18 protein-coding genes are annotated in these 16,440 nt (G+C 69.2%); 5 read left to right on the top strand and 13 right to left on the bottom strand.

The window, feature by feature from the left end; translation table 11 throughout:
* Positions 1-5 precede the first annotated feature (5 nt).
* Together JI739_RS15715 and JI739_RS15710 are read right to left on the bottom strand one after the other, a co-directional pair.
* Positions 6-1,202 (bottom strand): FAD-dependent monooxygenase, encoded by a 1,197-nt coding sequence (locus JI739_RS15715; RefSeq protein WP_201684880.1) that lies wholly within the window; start codon positions 1,200-1,202, stop codon positions 6-8.
* A gap of 207 nt (positions 1,203-1,409) precedes the next feature.
* Entirely contained in the window at positions 1,410-2,279 is an 870-nt protein-coding gene (locus JI739_RS15710; protein WP_201684879.1) for a TauD/TfdA dioxygenase family protein, read from the bottom strand.
* A 125-nt stretch (positions 2,280-2,404) separates the two neighbouring features.
* Between JI739_RS15710 and JI739_RS15705 the strand changes: the two genes are divergently transcribed.
* Positions 2,405-3,316, top strand: a complete 912-nt coding sequence (locus JI739_RS15705) for a LysR family transcriptional regulator (RefSeq protein WP_201684878.1) — start codon at positions 2,405-2,407, stop codon at positions 3,314-3,316.
* Between the two features lie 28 nt (positions 3,317-3,344).
* On the opposite strand, the gene JI739_RS15700 is transcribed toward JI739_RS15705, so the two are convergent.
* The 6 genes from JI739_RS15700 to JI739_RS24930 all read right to left on the bottom strand — a co-directional run bounded on the left by JI739_RS15700 (position 3,345) and on the right by JI739_RS24930 (position 9,012).
* A complete protein-coding gene (locus JI739_RS15700; RefSeq protein ID WP_201684877.1) occupies positions 3,345-4,319 on the bottom strand; it encodes a Bug family tripartite tricarboxylate transporter substrate binding protein in 975 nt (324 codons plus the stop codon).
* A gap of 124 nt (positions 4,320-4,443) precedes the next feature.
* Entirely contained in the window at positions 4,444-5,430 is a 987-nt protein-coding gene (locus JI739_RS15695) for a Bug family tripartite tricarboxylate transporter substrate binding protein (RefSeq protein WP_201684876.1), read from the bottom strand.
* 26 nt (positions 5,431-5,456) lie between these two features.
* Positions 5,457-6,425 carry a D-2-hydroxyacid dehydrogenase gene (locus JI739_RS15690; RefSeq protein WP_201684875.1) on the bottom strand — a complete coding sequence of 323 codons (969 nt, stop codon included), beginning with the start codon at positions 6,423-6,425 and terminating at the stop codon, positions 5,457-5,459.
* Between the two features lie 12 nt (positions 6,426-6,437).
* Complete coding sequence (locus tag JI739_RS15685) at positions 6,438-7,628, bottom strand: mandelate racemase/muconate lactonizing enzyme family protein (protein WP_201684874.1); 1,191 nt, start codon at positions 7,626-7,628, stop codon at positions 6,438-6,440.
* A gap of 124 nt (positions 7,629-7,752) precedes the next feature.
* Positions 7,753-8,307, bottom strand: coding sequence for a class I SAM-dependent methyltransferase (locus JI739_RS15680; protein ID WP_201684873.1), 555 nt, complete (start codon positions 8,305-8,307; stop codon positions 7,753-7,755).
* Positions 8,308-8,421: 114 nt separating this feature from the next.
* Positions 8,422-9,012, bottom strand: coding sequence for a helix-turn-helix transcriptional regulator (locus JI739_RS24930; RefSeq protein WP_435531614.1), 591 nt, complete (start codon positions 9,010-9,012; stop codon positions 8,422-8,424).
* 176 nt (positions 9,013-9,188) lie between these two features.
* Between JI739_RS24930 and JI739_RS15670 the strand changes: the two genes are divergently transcribed.
* Entirely contained in the window at positions 9,189-9,413 is a 225-nt protein-coding gene (locus tag JI739_RS15670) for a DUF1059 domain-containing protein (RefSeq protein WP_201684872.1), read from the top strand.
* A 132-nt stretch (positions 9,414-9,545) separates the two neighbouring features.
* A complete protein-coding gene (locus JI739_RS15665) occupies positions 9,546-10,049 on the top strand; it encodes a fasciclin domain-containing protein (RefSeq protein ID WP_201684871.1) in 504 nt (167 codons plus the stop codon).
* Between the two features lie 19 nt (positions 10,050-10,068).
* On the opposite strand, the gene JI739_RS15660 is transcribed toward JI739_RS15665, so the two are convergent.
* On the bottom strand, positions 10,069-10,557 hold the full coding sequence (locus tag JI739_RS15660) for a hypothetical protein (protein WP_201684870.1): 489 nt from the start codon (positions 10,555-10,557) through the stop codon (positions 10,069-10,071).
* Positions 10,558-10,744: 187 nt separating this feature from the next.
* On the opposite strand from JI739_RS15660, the gene JI739_RS15655 reads away from it, so the two are divergent.
* Positions 10,745-11,329, top strand: coding sequence for a DNA-3-methyladenine glycosylase I (locus JI739_RS15655; RefSeq protein WP_201684869.1), 585 nt, complete (start codon positions 10,745-10,747; stop codon positions 11,327-11,329).
* 41 nt (positions 11,330-11,370) lie between these two features.
* Here JI739_RS15655 and JI739_RS15650 read toward each other — a convergent pair whose 3' ends face one another.
* Together JI739_RS15650 and JI739_RS15645 are read right to left on the bottom strand one after the other, a co-directional pair.
* Positions 11,371-12,444, bottom strand: coding sequence for a Rieske 2Fe-2S domain-containing protein (locus JI739_RS15650; RefSeq protein WP_201684868.1), 1,074 nt, complete (start codon positions 12,442-12,444; stop codon positions 11,371-11,373).
* Positions 12,444-13,424, bottom strand: coding sequence for a Bug family tripartite tricarboxylate transporter substrate binding protein (locus JI739_RS15645; protein WP_201684867.1), 981 nt, complete (start codon positions 13,422-13,424; stop codon positions 12,444-12,446). The genes JI739_RS15650 and JI739_RS15645 overlap by 1 nt, the downstream gene beginning before the upstream one ends.
* A 104-nt stretch (positions 13,425-13,528) precedes the next feature.
* On the opposite strand from JI739_RS15645, the gene JI739_RS15640 reads away from it, so the two are divergent.
* Entirely contained in the window at positions 13,529-14,458 is a 930-nt protein-coding gene (locus tag JI739_RS15640; RefSeq protein ID WP_201684866.1) for a LysR family transcriptional regulator, read from the top strand.
* Between the two features lie 116 nt (positions 14,459-14,574).
* On the opposite strand, the gene JI739_RS15635 is transcribed toward JI739_RS15640, so the two are convergent.
* Complete coding sequence (locus JI739_RS15635; RefSeq protein ID WP_201684865.1) at positions 14,575-14,790, bottom strand: hypervirulence associated TUDOR domain-containing protein; 216 nt, start codon at positions 14,788-14,790, stop codon at positions 14,575-14,577.
* Between the two features lie 103 nt (positions 14,791-14,893).
* A complete protein-coding gene (locus JI739_RS15630) occupies positions 14,894-16,117 on the bottom strand; it encodes a cation:proton antiporter (RefSeq protein WP_201684864.1) in 1,224 nt (407 codons plus the stop codon).
* Between the last annotated feature and the right edge of the window lie 323 nt (positions 16,118-16,440).

Here is a 16,440-nt window from a genome sequence, read left to right as displayed (position 1 = left end):
GACTCTCAGGCCGCCTCGCGCACGGGTCCCGCCACCACATCGTGGCCGAAGATCCAGTCCACGGGGAGTGGCGGGGGTGGCGGCACGAGCTGGTTGTTCAGGAACTGCTGCCGGGCCTGCAACTGCACCTTGCTGGCGCGCGGCTGGCGCTCACGCTCATAGGCGGCCAGCGCGGCCGCGGGGTCGCTGCTGCATTGGTCGACGTGACGCGCGACCGCGTAGCCATCCTCGATGGAAATGGCCGCACCCTGCGCCAGCGTGGGCATCATGGGATGCGCCGCATCGCCCAGCAGCCCGACGCGCCCGATCACCCAGTTGGCGAGCGGGTCGCGGTCGTAGATGCCCCACTTGAAGGCCTCCTTCGCGCGCGACATCACGTCCAGCATGCCAGGGTGCCAGCCGGCGTAGGCGTCGAGCATTTCCTGCTTGCTGCTCGGCACCGTCCACGTCTCGTCGGCCCACTGGGTCGAGACCCTTCCCGCGAAGATGTTGAGCAGCTCGCCACCTCGCAGGGGGTAGAACAGCACGTGCCCTGTCGGGCCGAGCCAGCCGGTGTACTCGCTGCCGTCGAGCGGCACGGGCAGCTTGGGCGCCGCATCCCGAAGCTCGTCCATCTTCAAGATCAAGCGCCAGCAGATCTGGTTGGTGAAGCGGGCCTCGCCCGCCCCGAAGAGGCCCTTGCGAACGGCCGAGTGAATGCCATCGGCGCCGAGCACCAGGTCCGCCTCGGCTTCGCTGCCGTCGGCGAAGCGCATCACCGCCCCGCCCTTCGTCGTCTCCGCGCCCACGCACTCGGCGCCGGTGTGGATCGACGACTCCGGCACCAGCGACAGCAGCAGGGCGTGAAGGTCAGCTCGGTGGGCCATGTAATAGCGCGCGCCGAAGACTTCCTGCATCGGGCCCTTGAAGCGTTCGCGGGCGAGCACCGTGCCGTCGTCCCACTTCAGCGACAGGCGCACCAGCGGCTCGGCGGCCAGCTTCATGAAACGGTCCTCGAGCCCGAGCGCGCGGATCACCTTCACGGCATTGGGGGCGATCTGCAGGCCGGCGCCGACCTCGCCGAGCTGGCGGGCGCGTTCGTAGATCACCACCTCGAAACCTCGCTGTCGAAGCGCTGCGGCGGCGGTCAGTCCGCCGATGCCGGCTCCTGCGATCGCGACGCGCAGGGAGCGTCGGGCTGGGGTCGGGTTGCTGCTGTTCATTCCTTGTGCCTCCGTTCTAGGCGCCACCTCGGCCGCGCGGCTTTGGCACAGCACCGGCGTGAACCCTACCGCCAGGGCGCCTGTTCAACGCGGGCCATTTGAGCGAAGCCGCCAGGCCTTGGGAAGCTCAATATTTGGATGGAGCAACAAGGAGAACCGATCAATCCCGCGGCGGACGGCGCTGCCGGGCCGCCCGAAGTGGCGTCCCTACCCCGCGATCGGCGCCTGCGTGCCTTCGATCTGCACGCGGAAGCCCGAGCGCACGTTGGGCCAGTAGTCCCAGATCGCCTTGTGCTGGGCGCAGCGGTTGTCCCAGAACGCGATCGAATGCGGCTGCCAGCGGAAGCGGCACGACCATTCGTCACGGCCGATATGCCGATAAAGGAAAGCCAGGATCGCGTCACTCTCTGCCTTGGGCAGGCCGTCGATGTGGCTGGTGAAGTCCCAGCTGACATAGATGCCGCGCCGGCCGCTCTCCGGATGCCGGACGATCACCGGGTGCGACGACTTGGGCGTGCCGGGGCCGAACACGCGCGCGCCGTCGTGCGTGGCGGTGAGGCCCGACAGGAACTGCTTCATCTTGTCCGACAGCGCGTCGTAGGCGGCATAGGTGCTCGCGAACATCGTGTCGCCACCGCCATCGGGCGGGATCGTGTGCAGGTACAGCATGCTGCCCAGCGGAGGCATGGGCGCGCAGGACTGGTCGCTGTGCCAGTTCTCGCCCGAGACCCGATCCGAGGTCTCGTCGTAATGGAAGCGGCGCACCAGTTCGTTCTCGGTGGGCTTGCTGATGGTGTTCTTGCCTACATGCTTGCCCAAAGGGCCGAACAAGCTGGCGAAGCGGATCTGGTCCTCGAAGCTGATGCGCTGGTCGCGCAAGAAGATCACCTGGAACTGCGTGAACGCGGCCTTGATCTCGGCCACCTGCTCGGCCGGCAGGGGTTGGGTCAGGTCGACGCCACCGATTTCGGCGCCGATGTGCGGCGACGACGGCGTGACGGTGATGGTCTCGTAGCTGCGGCGATAAGCTGCGGACGAGTCGGCCGAGATCGGCGCGCCGATGGTGGCTGTGAACATGCGTGCTCCTGGTTGAGGCTGCCTTGCAATGGCAGCGATCACCGCAGTCTAGGCCGGCCACGGTCTCGCGGCGCATCCCAGGTCCGAATGCTGGTATCTTGTTTTCGGCATATCCGAGCGACGACATGAACCTCAAGCAGCTCCAGTACTTCGTGCAGGTGGCGCGCCATGGCAGCCTGAGCCATGCCGCCACGGCCCTGCGCATGGGCCAGCCCGCGCTCAGCCGGCATATCCGCGCACTGGAGGTCGAGTTGCGCCGCAACCTCTTCCACCGCAACGGCCGTGGCGTGGTGCTGACCGACGCCGGTGCACGCTTCCTGTCGTATGCCCAGGGCGCCCTCAGCCAGCTGGAGAGCGCGCGCGCCGCCCTGGACGGCACCGACAGCGAGATCATCGGCCGGGTCGTCGTCGGCATGCCGCCGTCGGTGGCGCGGGCCCTGTCGGTGCCATTGGTGCAGGGCTTCCAGCAGCGCTATCCCCGAGCCCGCATCGCCATCACCGAAGGCCTGTCCACCGCGCTGCAGGAGCAGTTGCTGATCGGGCGGGTCGACGTGGCGGTGATGCACAACCCGGCGGCGTCGAACCTGCTGCACATCGAGGCGCTGGCGGAGGAATCGGTGTGCCTGCTGAGCCGGTCGAGAGACGGCGACTTCGCCCGGCCCGGCACCGCCACCCTGGCCGAGCTGTCCGGCCTGCGGCTGATCGCGCCGGCGAACCCGCATCCCATCCGGTCGCAGATCGAGGTCGAGGCCACTCGCCAGGGCATCGGACTCGACTTCCATCTGGAGGTCGAGGCGCTGGCCTCGATCCCCGACCTGGTGCTGGCCGGCTGCGGCCATGCGGTGGTGCCGGAATCGGTGCTGTGGGCCGGGCTGCCCGACGCGCAGCTGGTGGCGCGTCGCCTGAGCCGCCCCCGGCTGCGTGGCAAGCTGGCCCTGGTGTCGGCCAGCCGCCGCCCGGCCACCGTGCTGGCCAGCGGCACCGAGGCGCTGCTGCGCGAGCTGTTGCGGGCCAAGGCAGAACGCGCCGCGGCCTGATTGCGGGCACGAAGCCCGCCGCGTTCGCTTACTCGATGCGGGTGCCGGTGGCCTGCACCACCTTGCCCCACTTGGCCTGCTCCGCGCGCACGAAGTTGGCGAACTCGCTGGGCGACGAGCTGGCCGCCTCCACGCCGATATTGGACATGGACTGCCGGTACGCGGGTTCGCGCGAGGCCTTGGCGATTTCCGAGCTCAGGCGCTCGATGACCGGGGTCGGCGTGCCACTGGCCGTGAAGATGCCGGTCCAGCTGTCCACCACGAAGCTCGGCAGGCCGGCTTCGGCAAAGGTGGGCAGGTCGGGCGCGCTGGGCGAGCGCTTGCTGCCCGAGTTGGCGATGGCGCGCACCTTGCCGGTCTTCACCAGCGTCATGGCGTTCGTGATCGTCTCGATCATCAGCGAGACGTTGCCCGCCAGCAGGTCGGCCGAGGCGGCGCCGCCGCCCTTGTAGGGAACATGCACCATGTCGATGCCGGCGCTGGACTTGAGCAGTTCGGTGGCCAGGTGCGAAATGCTGCCGTTGCCCGCCGAGGCGTAATTGAGCTTGCCCGGGTTGGCCTTGGCATAGGCGATCAGGTCACGCAGCGAGTTGACCGGCAAGCTGCTGTGCACCACCAGCACGCTGGGGTTGAGCGCCGCCAGCGACACCGGCGCGAGGTCCTTGGCCGGATCCACCGGCAGGTTCTTGAACAGCACCGGGGCGACGGCGTTGGTTCCGATGGTGCCGTACAGCAGCGTGTGTCCATCGGCCGGCGCGCGCGCCACCTGCTCCATCGCGACGCCGCCGCCGGCGCCCGGCCGGTTCTCGATGACGAAGGGCACGCCCATCTGGTCGGACAGCTGCTTGCCCAGGCCGCGGGCCATCACGTCGGAGGAGCCGCCGGCAGCGAAGGGCACGATGATGCGGATGGGGCGTCCACCAGGGAAGGACGACTGCGCGAAGGCGGGGCGCAATCCGAGCGTGGCGAGCAGGCCCAGCGTGGCGTGACGGCGGTTCAACATGATGACTTTCCTTTCGTAGCTTGTTCGAAGGCCGCCAGGAGGCGGCCCGATGTCTCCACCAGCAAGAAGCCTGCCGGCTCGTCGCCGATTCTTCACCAGCGTCCGCCAGCCCTCCTCGCCCGTTTCACTCGTCAGCGGTGAACCCCGTCTTCTTCACCACGTCGCGGTAACGCTCCCAGGCCGCGCGGTAGATGTTCGCGAAATCCTGCGGCGAATTCAGGTCGACGTCCACGCCGGTCTTCTCCAGCGTCGCGGCCACCGGCGCGGAGCGCAGCGTCTCGGCCACCACGGCGTTCGCACGGGCCACCAGTTCGCGCGGCGTGCGCGCGGGTGCCACCAGCCCCGACCAGTCCTGGAACACCACGTCGAAACCCGCTTCGCGCAGGGTCGGCACCTCGGGCGTGAAACGCGTGCGCGTGGCGCTGGTGGTGGCCAGCAGGCGCAGCTTGCCGTCGCGCACATGCGGCAGCACTTCCGCCAGTGGCGTGATGACCGAGGCGATGTGCCCGCCCAGCACGTCGGTGACCGACGGCGCCCCACCCTTGTACGGCACCATGCGCAGCGGAATGCCCGCGCGCTCGGCGAGCATCACGCCCGCGAAGTGCTGGCCGCCGCCCAGCGGCGCGCCGAATGTCGCTCGGTCGGGGTTCTGCTTGGTCCAGGCGATGAAGTCCTGCAGGGTGCGCACGCTGGCCGGCACGCCGGGTCCGACCGACAGGCCCATGGGGCTCTTGCCGGTGGTGGCCACCGGCACGAAATCCTGCAGCGGGTCATACGGCAGGCTCTTGTAGATGTGCGGGAAGATCGCCAGCGGAAAGGCCGGCGTGAACAGCATGAGGCTGCCGTCGGCCGGGCCGTTCTTCACGTACTGGGCCGCCACGCGGCCGCTGCCTCCGGGACGGTTTTCCACGATCGCCGTCTCGGCGTAGCGCCCCCGCATGCCCTCGGCCACCAGGCGGGCCACGATGTCGGTCGCCCCGCCGGCCGGGAAGCCCACCACGACGGTGACCTGCTTGAGCATGGGCGGCTGCCCCTGCGCGCGAAGCGCGGGAACCGCCAGCGCCGCGGTACCCGCGGCCAGCAGGCGAAGGGTCGAACGTCGATCGATCATGGCTTGTCTCCTGGTTGAAAACGGAGTCACCCGGCGGACACCACGTGCGCCAGGGGTTGGCCCGACATGAGCCGCCGCAGGTTGTCGGCCACGCCCTCGGCCAGGCGAGCCAGGCTGCGCGGGCTGCCGGCGCCGGCGAAGTGGGGCGAGATCAGCACATTGGGGCAGGTCCAGAACGGATCGTCGGCGGGCAGCGGCTCGGGGTCGGTCACGTCCACCGCCGCACCGCCGATGTGGCCGCTGCGCAGCGCCCTGCACAGGGCTTCCTGGTCGAGCACGGCGCCGCGCGCCACGTTGACCAGCAGCGCCCCGGGCCGGCAGGCGCGGAACTCGGCCTCGCCCAGCAGCCGCGTCGTCTCGGGCGTGAGTGCGATGGCGAGCACCACCACGTCGGCCCGCGCCAGACCGTCGTGCAAGCGCGAAAGCGGCAAGGCCTCGTCGGCCAGGGGATCCGGGCGGGCGCCTCGCGAGATCGAGAGCACCCGCATGTCGAAGGCCCGCGCGCGGCGCGCCAGCTCGCGCCCGATGTGGCCCCAGCCCACGACGGTCATGGTGCCGCCTTCGAGCGACCGTGCATGCGCGGCCAGGCTGCGGTCCCACTCGCGCCGCTGCGTGACCGAAACCATGTCGGGCACGCGCCGGCTCAGCGCCAGCAGCAGGGCCATCGCATGCTCGGCCACCACGGGCGCCACGCCGCCACCGGCGTAGGAGACGATCACGCCCGGCGGCCAGCCCAGTTCCTCGTAGCCTTCGCGGCCGGCCGACACGAAGTGCAGCCATCGCACGGTGTTGCCGGGCGCGCGCAGCGCATCGAGGATGGGACGCGCCTCGCTCTGCGGGCCATGGAACAGCGCCAGGGCCTGCGCGCCGGGCAGCGCGCGCAGGGTGTCTTCCAGGGAGGTGGTGACCTGCAGCTGCGCACCGGGCACGGCCTGCAAGGCCTGCACGATCTGCTCGCGGCCGAGGGCCGCGCGGGCCCAGTAGACGATTCGCATGCCGTGCTTCCCTCAGGCCGGCTTCACCGGGTGCGCACGCAGCGCGTCTTCGTCGATCCCGGTGCCCCAGCCCGGCGTCTGCGGCACAAGCATCTCGCCGCCCACCACCTGCGGCGGATGGGTGAGGAAGCTCCGGATCCACGGCGCCTCGTCCACCCGCAGCTCCATCATGCGCAGGTTGCCGGCGGCGGCGCACAGGTGCACGCTCATCAGGCTGCCGAGGTCGCCCACCGGGTTGTGCGGTGCCATCGTGGTCTCGAAGGCATCGGCAAAGGCGGCGATGCGGGCCGACTGCCAGACGCCGTTCCACATGGGATCGATGATGCAGGTGTCCACCGTCTGTGCCGCCAGGAACGGGCGGTACTCGTGGATGCCGTGCAGTGACTCGAGCGACGCGATGGGCACGCGCGCGTTCTGCCGGATGTGCGCCAACGCCTGGGCATCGGGCGTGTCGAACTCCAGCCATGCGAGCTGCAGGGGTTCGAGCCGGCGCGCGATCCGCAGCGCGCCTTCGGTGCGCTGGCTGAAGCTCAGGTCGAGCATCAGGCCCACGTCCGGCCCCACGGCCTCGCGATAGGCGCTCATCTGCTCGTGCAACTGACCCAGTTGCCGATCCGTCATCGAGCGGTCGAGGAAGCCCGGCGCCACGCGGAAACCACCATTGAAGAAATGCGGCTTGCCGTTTTCGAAGAACACCGGGTTGGTCTTGACGGCGCGATAGCCCTGCGCCACCGCCTCGCGCGCGACGCCGACCAGGTCGTCCATGCTGCGGATGGGCGGCAGGCCCAGCTGCCCCGTGAAGAACGACTCGCGCGCCACCCGATAGCTGCCGCAGTGCGTCCAGTACACCGGCACCCGGTCGCGCAGTGGACCGCCCAGCAGCACATGCACCGGCAGCCCGGCCGCCTTGCCCGCGATGTCGAGGCAGGCGTTCTCGATGGCCGCCACCGCCTGCTGCGCCAGCCCGCCGGACGCCAGGCGCGTGGTCGCCAGCAGCGTCTCGCTGATGCGCCCCACCTGGCGCGGGTCCATGCCGATCGCCGTGCGGGCGAGGTCCTGGATGACGGGGTCGAGCCGGGCCGGCGAGAAGCTGTCGTAGTACTCGGACCAGCCGACCAGGCCCTCGTCCGTGGAGACCTTGAGGTAGGAGCAGACCCGCAGGCCGCCGTCCGCATGCAGGCACTCGGCCTTGACGATCTTCATTCGCGCGTGGTGGGTTGATGTGTCATCTCAACCCCGGAATGTCGGCCCACGACGCGAGTGGGTCAAGGGCGCCTAGGGCAATCCCCCATGCGAGCGCCGGCTCGCGCCGGCATCGGCGGCCCGATTACCGGTACACCCACACCGAGGCCGGCGGCAGGCTTTGCCACACCACCTCGGCGCGTCGGCCCCGGCTCACCGCCGTGCCCCGCAGCGGGTCGAAGGCGCCATAGGTGTAGAGCACCAGATAGCGCACCAGACCCGCCAGGTAGCAGCGCTCCAGCGCCTGCACCAGTTCGGCGGCCTCGGGGTTGTTCAGCAGCGGGATCGAGCTGACGATGCCCACCGGTTGACGCAGGTTGTCCAGCGCCTGCACCGCGCACTCGTTGCGGATCTCGAGTTCGGGAAAGCGGCTGCGCAGCAGATCGGAAAAGCGCGCGTCGCGTTCGATCAGCACGGGCTGCATGTGCCGGATGTTTTCGGTCAGGGCTCCGGTGCCGGCGCCGAGCTCCAGCACGCCGCAGGGCGCCTGCGCCGGCGCCAGCGCGTCGAGGGCCGCGCCGGCGGCGGCCGCCACCGCCCGGGAGAGGCTGGGACTGGCCGGCAGCACCGCACCGATGGCGCGTGGCTTGTGGATGAAGTTCCTGAAAAACCTGTTCGGGTGCGAGCGGCCGTTCAACACGTGATGCTTCTTCGTATTCGTTTCAGGAGCCGCAGGCCGGGGCCCGCTGAGACGGGCGCGATGATAACTGCCGACTTCGACCTCGTGGCCTGCCATGGGCCGCCGGGCCCTCGGCTACCGCTGGCGGTCCTCGCGCCGCTGCACGGCCATGACGGCGGCGGTGCGGGTTTCCACGCCCAGCTTGTCGTAGATGTGCTCGAGGTGCTTGTGCACCGTGCGCGGACTGATCACCAGCAATGCCGCGATGTCCGCGTCGGTCTTGCCGCACGCGAGCCACTGCATGACATCCCTTTCCCGCGGCGTGAGGGGCGGATAGGTGGCGAGGGGGGCCAGTTGCCGAGAAGCCGGACCGGCGCGCGAGAGCCCGGCCGCGAGGCCGCCGGCCAGTCGATACAGCGACGCCAGGTGGGGCTGGAGCAGCGCGAGGCGCTCGCGGTCGCGGGGACTGAAGCAACCCTGCGGACGGCGCAGCCGAATGGAGAGCGTCGACCCGCCGGTGCAGCGGGCCAGGCTCACATGCGCCACCCGCGGCCCTTCCTCGGCCGACGAGGCATCGATGTCGGCCAAGCAGGCTTGCGCGGGCACGAACGACAGCACGGCATCGACCGCGGCCGGCAAGAACGTGCGGCCGTCGAGCGCCTGTCGCTCCAGAGCTGCAAGCAGGTCGAGGGCACACGCATAGTCATGCCGGGTCAGGTGCTTCATGCCGCCTCCAGCCCGTACGCAATGCGGCGTATGGAGCGCTCCGGGCGTCCGCGCCAACATCGGTCGGTGCCAAAGCAGTATAGGCAGCGACCGGTCCCACGAAGCTCGGCGGCAGCGCCTGGGCCGCGCGGCTGCAGAGGCCGCCGTCTTCCCCAACCACCCACAGGAGGTTTCGTATGTCACGCCAATACGTCGACTGCAGGGCGTTCCCCAGTGAATCGAACTGCACCGTGGCCATTGCCGCGGACGACCGCAACGAACTGATCGAGGCCGCCGTGCAGCACGCGGTGGCGGTGCACGGACACAGCGACTCTCCGGAGTTGCGCAAGGCGATCGGCGACTTGATCCAGCAAGGCACGCCACCGGTCGAGGCGCCTGCGAAGTCCGAGATGCCGGCCTGAGGTCGCAAAGTGATCACGGCACAGCGGCATCACACTTTGTCATAGACAACCGGTTGACAGCTGGCGCTTCAAGCTCCTAATCTTGGGACCATCCAGGGTTTGTCCTGGACATTTCTCGAAAAGGAGCTTTCCATGCTTGCCTGGATCCGGCGTCTGGCCGCCCTCACCTCGATCGCTTTCCTGGCTGCCTGCGGCGGCGGCAACGATGGGCCCGACCTGAATGTGGTCGAGTCGGCCCAGGCTGATTCGCGCTTCTCGATCCTGGTCGAAGCCGTGTCGGCCGCGGGACTAGGCCCCACGCTTTCCGGTCCCGGCCCATTCACCGTCTTCGCGCCGACCAACACCGCGTTCGCCGCGCTGCTGTCCGAGCTGGGTGTGACCAAGGACCAACTGCTGGCCGACCGTGCCCTGCTCACGCAGGTGCTGACCTACCACGTCGTTCCTGGCCGCGTGCTGAGCTCGCAGGTTCCGGTGGGCGTGCCCATCACCACCGTGCAGGGGCAGACCTTCACCGTGAGTCCCACCCTGGCCATCACCGACCAGCGAGGCCGCACCGCGCGCATCATTGAAACGGACTTGCTGGCCACCAACGGTGTCATCCACGCCATCGACCGCGTGATCCTGCCGCGGCCTTGATGCGGGCCCACGCGGCCGGTCAGGACCAGAAGTCGAAGAACCGGTCGCGGAACTCCATGCCGGGATGGGCCCGCCGCACCACGCCCTGCGGGTCCAGGTAGACCCAATAGAACATGTCCGCCCCTTGCCGGTCGCGCCAGCGGTAGGTCATCAGCGGCCCATTCCAGCGGGAGACGCCATCGATGCGCGCAGGCGGGCCGAACTCCCGCTCCACGTCGGCCCGCGTCCATACGCCCGGCACGATGCGGCTGAAGTCGAGTTCGTTGAGCACCTGGCGCACGCCGGCCACCCGGCCGGTGGCGTCGAGGTCGACCATCCAGGCGTATTGGCCGGCAGGCTGCCGCGAGTACTGCAGTCGCTGGGCACCGCCAGGCAGCGGCACCACCCGGGTCGGCTGGCCGATCTGCGCAAAGACGGCCTCGCGCGACATGCCGCGATCGATCTGGGCGAACGGACTTGCGCAGGCCGAGAGGACCAGCGCGGCAACGATGGGGGCCAGGCGTTTCATGCGAGCTTGGAGTGCGCTGCGGCGGGTGGAGTTTCGCGGGCGCGGGATGCCTGCCCACCTTCAGGCAAAGGCCTGTCGAACCCTGCACCCCGTGCGGACGGATCGCCGCCGCCCTTGGCCGAGGGCCCCCGGCCTTGGCCCCACTGCGGCCCTGGTACGCTGCGGCGCCGCACTCGCCCATCTGCACATGACCACCCCCTCTTCGCTTGCGCGCTGCGCCTGGTGCGCGGACCGTCCCCTGCTGCAGGCCTACCACGATGCCGAATGGGGCGTGCCCGTGCACGACGACCAGCGACTGTTCGAGATGTTGACGCTCGAGGGGGCGCAGGCCGGTCTGTCCTGGGAAACGGTGCTGAAAAAGCGCGAGGGCTACCGCCAGGCGTTCAGCGGCTTCGACCCGCAAGCCGTGGCGCGCTTCGACGATGCCGACGTCCAGCGCCTGGTGGCCGACACGTCCATCGTGAGGCACCGGGGCAAGATCGAGTCCACCCTCACCAATGCCCGGGCCTTCCTGCAGGTGCAACGCGAGTTCGGCTCGTTCGACGCCTACATCTGGGGCTTCGTGGACGGGCGCCCGATCGATCACCGCATCGGCAAGCTCGGCGACGTGCCGGCCAAGTCACCCGAGTCGGACCGGATCAGCCGCGACCTGCAGATGCGCGGCTTCAAGTTCGTCGGCTCGACGATCTGCTACGCCTTCATGCAGGCCGTGGGCATGGTCGACGACCACGAGGTGAACTGCTTCCGGCACGGCGCACTGCGCTCGGCCTGAGGCCGGCGACGCCACATACAGCCAGAGCTGGTCCGGATGCGCTACGGCGACAAAGCTGCGGATGAAGCCTCCTCCTGCCGCAGCCGCGCCAGCGTGCGCCGCACGCGGACGGCCGCGGCGTCGCTGGGCAGCAGCACCGCCCTCAGCGACAGCGGATCCACCACGTCCCCCATCAGCCGCGCGCAGGCCTCGATGATGGGTTTGTCCTGGAGGCCGAAGCCCACCCGCTGCCACTCGCGGAACTTGGCATCGACCTCTGCGTCGCCCACCTGCAGGTTGCGCGAGTTGCCGAAAAAGTAATGCGATGCATGCCGGCTGGCCGGCGTGACGATGTGGGTGCCGTGGCTGTACAAGCCCGCCTCGCGCGAGCGGCCCGGCACGGTGACGCCGACCCAGTTAGTGACGATGGAGGGCGGGTGCCAGAACGAATCCATCCAGTAGTAGACGTGCTCCACATCGGCCGGCAGGTGCGCCCGGTACATGGGCGGCACGTCGCTGGCCGCAATGGCGATGCGGTTGACGATTCGCGCGCCTTCCTGCTCGACCGACTGCTCGGCCGACGAGAACGCGCCCGACCCCACGAACTCGCCATGCACGAACTGCGCATGCGTGAGGTCCATCAGGTTGTCGACGTAGAGCTCGTAATGCGCGTCCACGCCCATGGTGCCGGTGACATGCCCCAGGTCGTCGCGGTCGAGGTGCGGCAGTTCGGGAACCAGCGCCGGGTCGGCCCGCTGCGGATCGCCCGGCCAGAACCAGACGAGGCGGTGGCGCTCCAGCACCGGGTAGGCCGGTACACGGGCCGCCCGCGGGATGGCGCCCTCCCCGTGCGGGTTGAACGAGCAGGCGCCCGAGGCATCGAAGCGCAGCCCGTGGTAGGGACACTCGATGGAGTCGCCCACCTGCTTGCCGGCGGCCAGCGGCGCGAAGCGGTGCGGGCAGCGACCGCCGATGGCGGCGACGCCACCTTCGGGCCGGCGCCAGAACACGACGGGCCGGTCCAGCAGGGTGCGGCCCAGCGGCTGCTCGCCGAGTTCGCTGGACCAGGCCGCCACGTACCAGGCATTCAGCAGCCAGGGAGCAGCAGCCGTGCTTGCGGCGTTCGAAGCAGTCATCACATCTTGTCCAGCTTGACTTCGTTGCGTTGGATGAAGGCCTGCCAGCGAGTGCGTTCACGTTCGTTGAAGGCGGCGAAGTCGGCCGCCCCGTCGGGGGTGATCTCCAGCCCCTGCGGCAGGAACTGCTCGCGCAGCTTCGGCGAACGCAGCGCCCGCGCGACGTGCGTGCGCAGGGTGTCGACCGACGCGGGCGGCAGGTCTCTCGGCGCATACAGGCCGAACCAGCTGACCACGTCGTAGCCGGCCACCCCGGCTTCGGCCATCGTCGGCACGTTCGGAAGAATGCTCATGCGCCTGGGCGAGGTGACGGCCAGGATGCGCAGCCGACCGTCGGCCGCAAAGGGCAGGTACGGACTGGGTGTGTCGATGATCATCGGCATGTCGCCCTTGACCATGTCGGTGACGATCTGCGAGGGCTGCCGATACGCCACCTGGGTCAGCGAGATGCCAGCCGCGTTGGTGAGGGCCACGGTGCATACATGCGACACCGAGCCGCTGCCCACGCTGGCATAGGGCGTCGGCGTCTTCTGGCTGCGCGCCCACTGCAGGAATTCCGCCACCGTGTTCACCGGCACCACACGTGGATTGATCACCAGCGCATAAGGCACGGCGGCGCACAGTGCGACCGGGGTGAAGTCGCGCTTCACGTCGTAAGGCAGGTTGGGATACAGGAAGGGCGAGATACCCATGATGCCCAGGCTTCCCATCAGCAGTTGGTGCGGGTCGCCCACCGCCTTCGCAATGCCTTCGCTCGCGATCTGCCCGGCGGCACCGGGGCGGTTCTCCACCACGAAGGGCTGGCCCAGCGTCTCCCCCAGGCTGGTGGCCAGCGCACGGCCCAGCGTATCCATCGGATTGCCGGGACCCAGCGGCACGACGATGCGGCTCGTCTTGCTGGGATAGTCGGCACTGAAGGCATGAGGACTGGCCAGCGCGGCGCAGGCCGTGGCGGCGAACTGCCGTCGAGTGAAGTTCACGTCTTGTCTCCTTGGTGTGATCGATGTGCGGTCGTAGCTTAGGAACGCCCCTGTGCATTGGCAAATGCATAATCCGCGGGCTTCAACATGCCGCAGGAGAATGCATGCCGCAGAGCATCCAGCAGCTAGACCTCAACCTTTTGCGCCTGTTCGAGGCCGTCATGCGCGAAGGCGGCATCTCACGCGCGGGCGAGCGGCTGGGGCTTTCGCAACCGGCGGCCAGCAAGGCGGTCAAGCGCCTGCGCGCCTATTGCGGCGATCCCCTCTTCGTGCGCACGGCCGCGGGCCTCAAGCCCACGCCCATGGCCAGCGCCATCCTGCCCACGGTCACGTCGACCCTCGCGTCCCTGCAGGGCGCTCTCGACGAGTACCGCAGCTTCGTGCCGGCGCAGTCCACCCGCCGGTTCACCTTCCTGATCATGGACGTGGGCGAACTGATCCTGATGCCGCGCCTGATCGCCCACCTGGCGCGGGTGGCTCCGAACCTGCGCATCGTCTGCCGCCAGACCGACCGTAATCGCTACGCGAGCGAACTGGCCTCCGGCGCCGCCGACATCGCCTTCGGCGAACTGCCCATGGGACAGCCGGACCTGGTGCAGCAATTCCTGTTCGACGAAGACATGGTGTGCGTCGTGGGTCAGCACCATCCCACGATCAGGCGCAGCCTGAGCCGCGCCCAGTTCCTGGCGACGCCCCAGGTGGCCAACTCGGAACTCCTGTGGGAGACGCGCATGCAGGCAGCCATGGGCGCGGACTTCCACCAGCGCCGCGTCGCCATGGAGCTGAAGCATTTCCTGGTCATGCCCTTGGTGGTGGCCAGCGGCCCCCAATTGGCCGTGGTGCCCAGGAGCGTGGCCGAGACATATCGGAGGGCGCTGAAACTGAAGGTGTTCGCGGTGCCGTACGACGTGGAGCCGGTGCATGTGCGGCACTTCTGGCACCGGCGGTCCCAGCATGACGTCGGGCACGGCTGGCTGCGGGGGGAGATCGCGCGGATGTACAGGCGCAAGGGCGATCAGGGGGAAGCGGCATGAGGCAGGTGGACGCCGGCGCCGCCGGGCCAGCGTTGCATCGGATGTCCTGCAGGCGCGTGGAAGGTGAGACAGGCTGCTCCAGGCACGGCGCCGTGCCTGATCGGTCGTGGCCCCGCTCAACCCTTGCGCTTGCGCAGGGCCCCCGGCTTGTGCGCGGCCTGCGCGCCGGTCTTGTCGCTCTGCACCAGGTACTCGGGGTTGTCGGGCGAGGCGGCGACGTGGTGACCCTTGATGTCGGTGGGCTGGGTCAGCTTCTTCTTCACCGTGCCGCTCGTGCGGCCCTGGGACGTGTTCCAGCCGACCTTGTCGCCGGGCTTGAATGGATCAGGCATTCGCAGTCCTTTCGTTGAAGCGAGCACCGGTAGACCGGTGGCGCGCCCGCGGGTTCCGAGCCGAACCCACCGGTCAGGGCATGACCACCGTGTGAACAGGGCCCTAACCCATCTCTTCCTGCGGCTCCTTGACCGGGGACTGCGGCGCCGGCTCCCTGGTCTGCACCACCCTGTGACCCGCGTACCGCGCCAGCAGCGGTCCGAACAGGCAGGTGAGCAGGATCACCACCACCACGGCATCCACCACCACGGCGTCGAGGGCGCCCACGCTGTTCGCGGTGACCGTCACGGCGAGGGTGGCCGCCGCCTGCGGCGTCGTCAAGCCGATCATCAGCAGGCGGTCGTTGCGCCCGTAGCCCCACCAGGCTCCGGCCGCCCAGGCAGCAGCCGACTTGGCCAGCAGGACCGCGGCCAGCATCGCGCCGGCCATCGTCCAGACCTGCGGCTGCAGCAGCACGGCCAGTTCGATGCGCATCCCGGTGTCGATGAAGAAGAACGGAATGAACACCATGCGCCCGACGAAGCCCAGGTGCTCATGCAACTCGTGGCGTCCCCGTATCGACGGGTTCAGGCACAGGCCCGCCAGGAACGCGCCGAGGATCGACTCCGTGCCGATGACGCGCGCGGCGGATGCCAGCACCAGCAGCACCACCAGCACGAACAGTGCCTTCTCGGCGCGGGCGATCCTCTCGCTGGCGAACAGCCGACGCGCGAGCCAGGGCACCGTCAACGCGGAGACCGCCACCAGCACCGCCAGCAGCACCAGCGGCCGCAGCCAGGCCCAGGCCCCGCCCTCTCCCCCGGACGCGGTCTGCACCAGGATCGCCAGGGCCACCAGCGCCAGCGTGTCCGTCAGCAGGGTTCCGCCCACGGCGGTGACGACGGGCTGGCGCTGCAGCAGCCCCAACTGCTTGACCACCGGGTAGGCGACCAGCGTGTGCGAGGACAAGGCGGTCGCCAGCAGCAGCGCGCCCTGCCAGGAGAAATCGAGCAGCCAGGCAGCTGCGAGCGTGGCCGCGAAGGTCAGGGCGAAACTGCAGGCCCCGAAGCCGGCCACCTCGCGCCGGTGCTCCCGCAGCACCGAGAGCTTGATCTCGATGCCGGCGAGAAACATGATGTAGACGAGGCCGATCTCCCCCATCAGTTCGGCCACCGGCTCGCGCGGCAGCACGTGGAGCGCACCTGGCCCGATCGCGATCCCGATCAACAGCAGGCCGATGAGGCCAGGCAGCTTCACGCGCTCCACCGTGATCTGCACCAGCAGGGCGGCGGTCACCAGCAGGGTGAACTGCAGGATGTGGTTTTCCAGGGGTAGCGACAGCAGCATCGACGACAACGATGGTGGCACCCGGCGTGCCCGGCGCATCACCATACGGGGTTTCGAGCCGGCGATGTGGCGGCGGGCGCGCCGGCCGTGCTTGGGGGCGCGTAACCAACGGCACATGGAACGCGCCCCCATGCCGGGCGGGCACAGGGTTGACAGTAGAATGCCGCGCTGAACGCGGGCGTCGTTCAATGGCAGGACCTGAGCTTCCCAATTTTCGGGTGTAGGTCTGCCGATCGAGGCTCTCGCCGTCACCTCTCCGGTGATGCACCCCCGGTTGCCTGCGACTGAGGTTACCGAGGTTCCTCGAAGCTGTCGAGGTCCGG

The sequence above is a fragment of the Ramlibacter aurantiacus genome, from assembly GCF_016722895.1.
Classification (GTDB): domain Bacteria; phylum Pseudomonadota; class Gammaproteobacteria; order Burkholderiales; family Burkholderiaceae_C; genus Ramlibacter; species Ramlibacter aurantiacus.
Note: the sequence above shows the minus strand (reverse complement) of the source record. Positions and strands in the feature narration are given on the sequence as shown.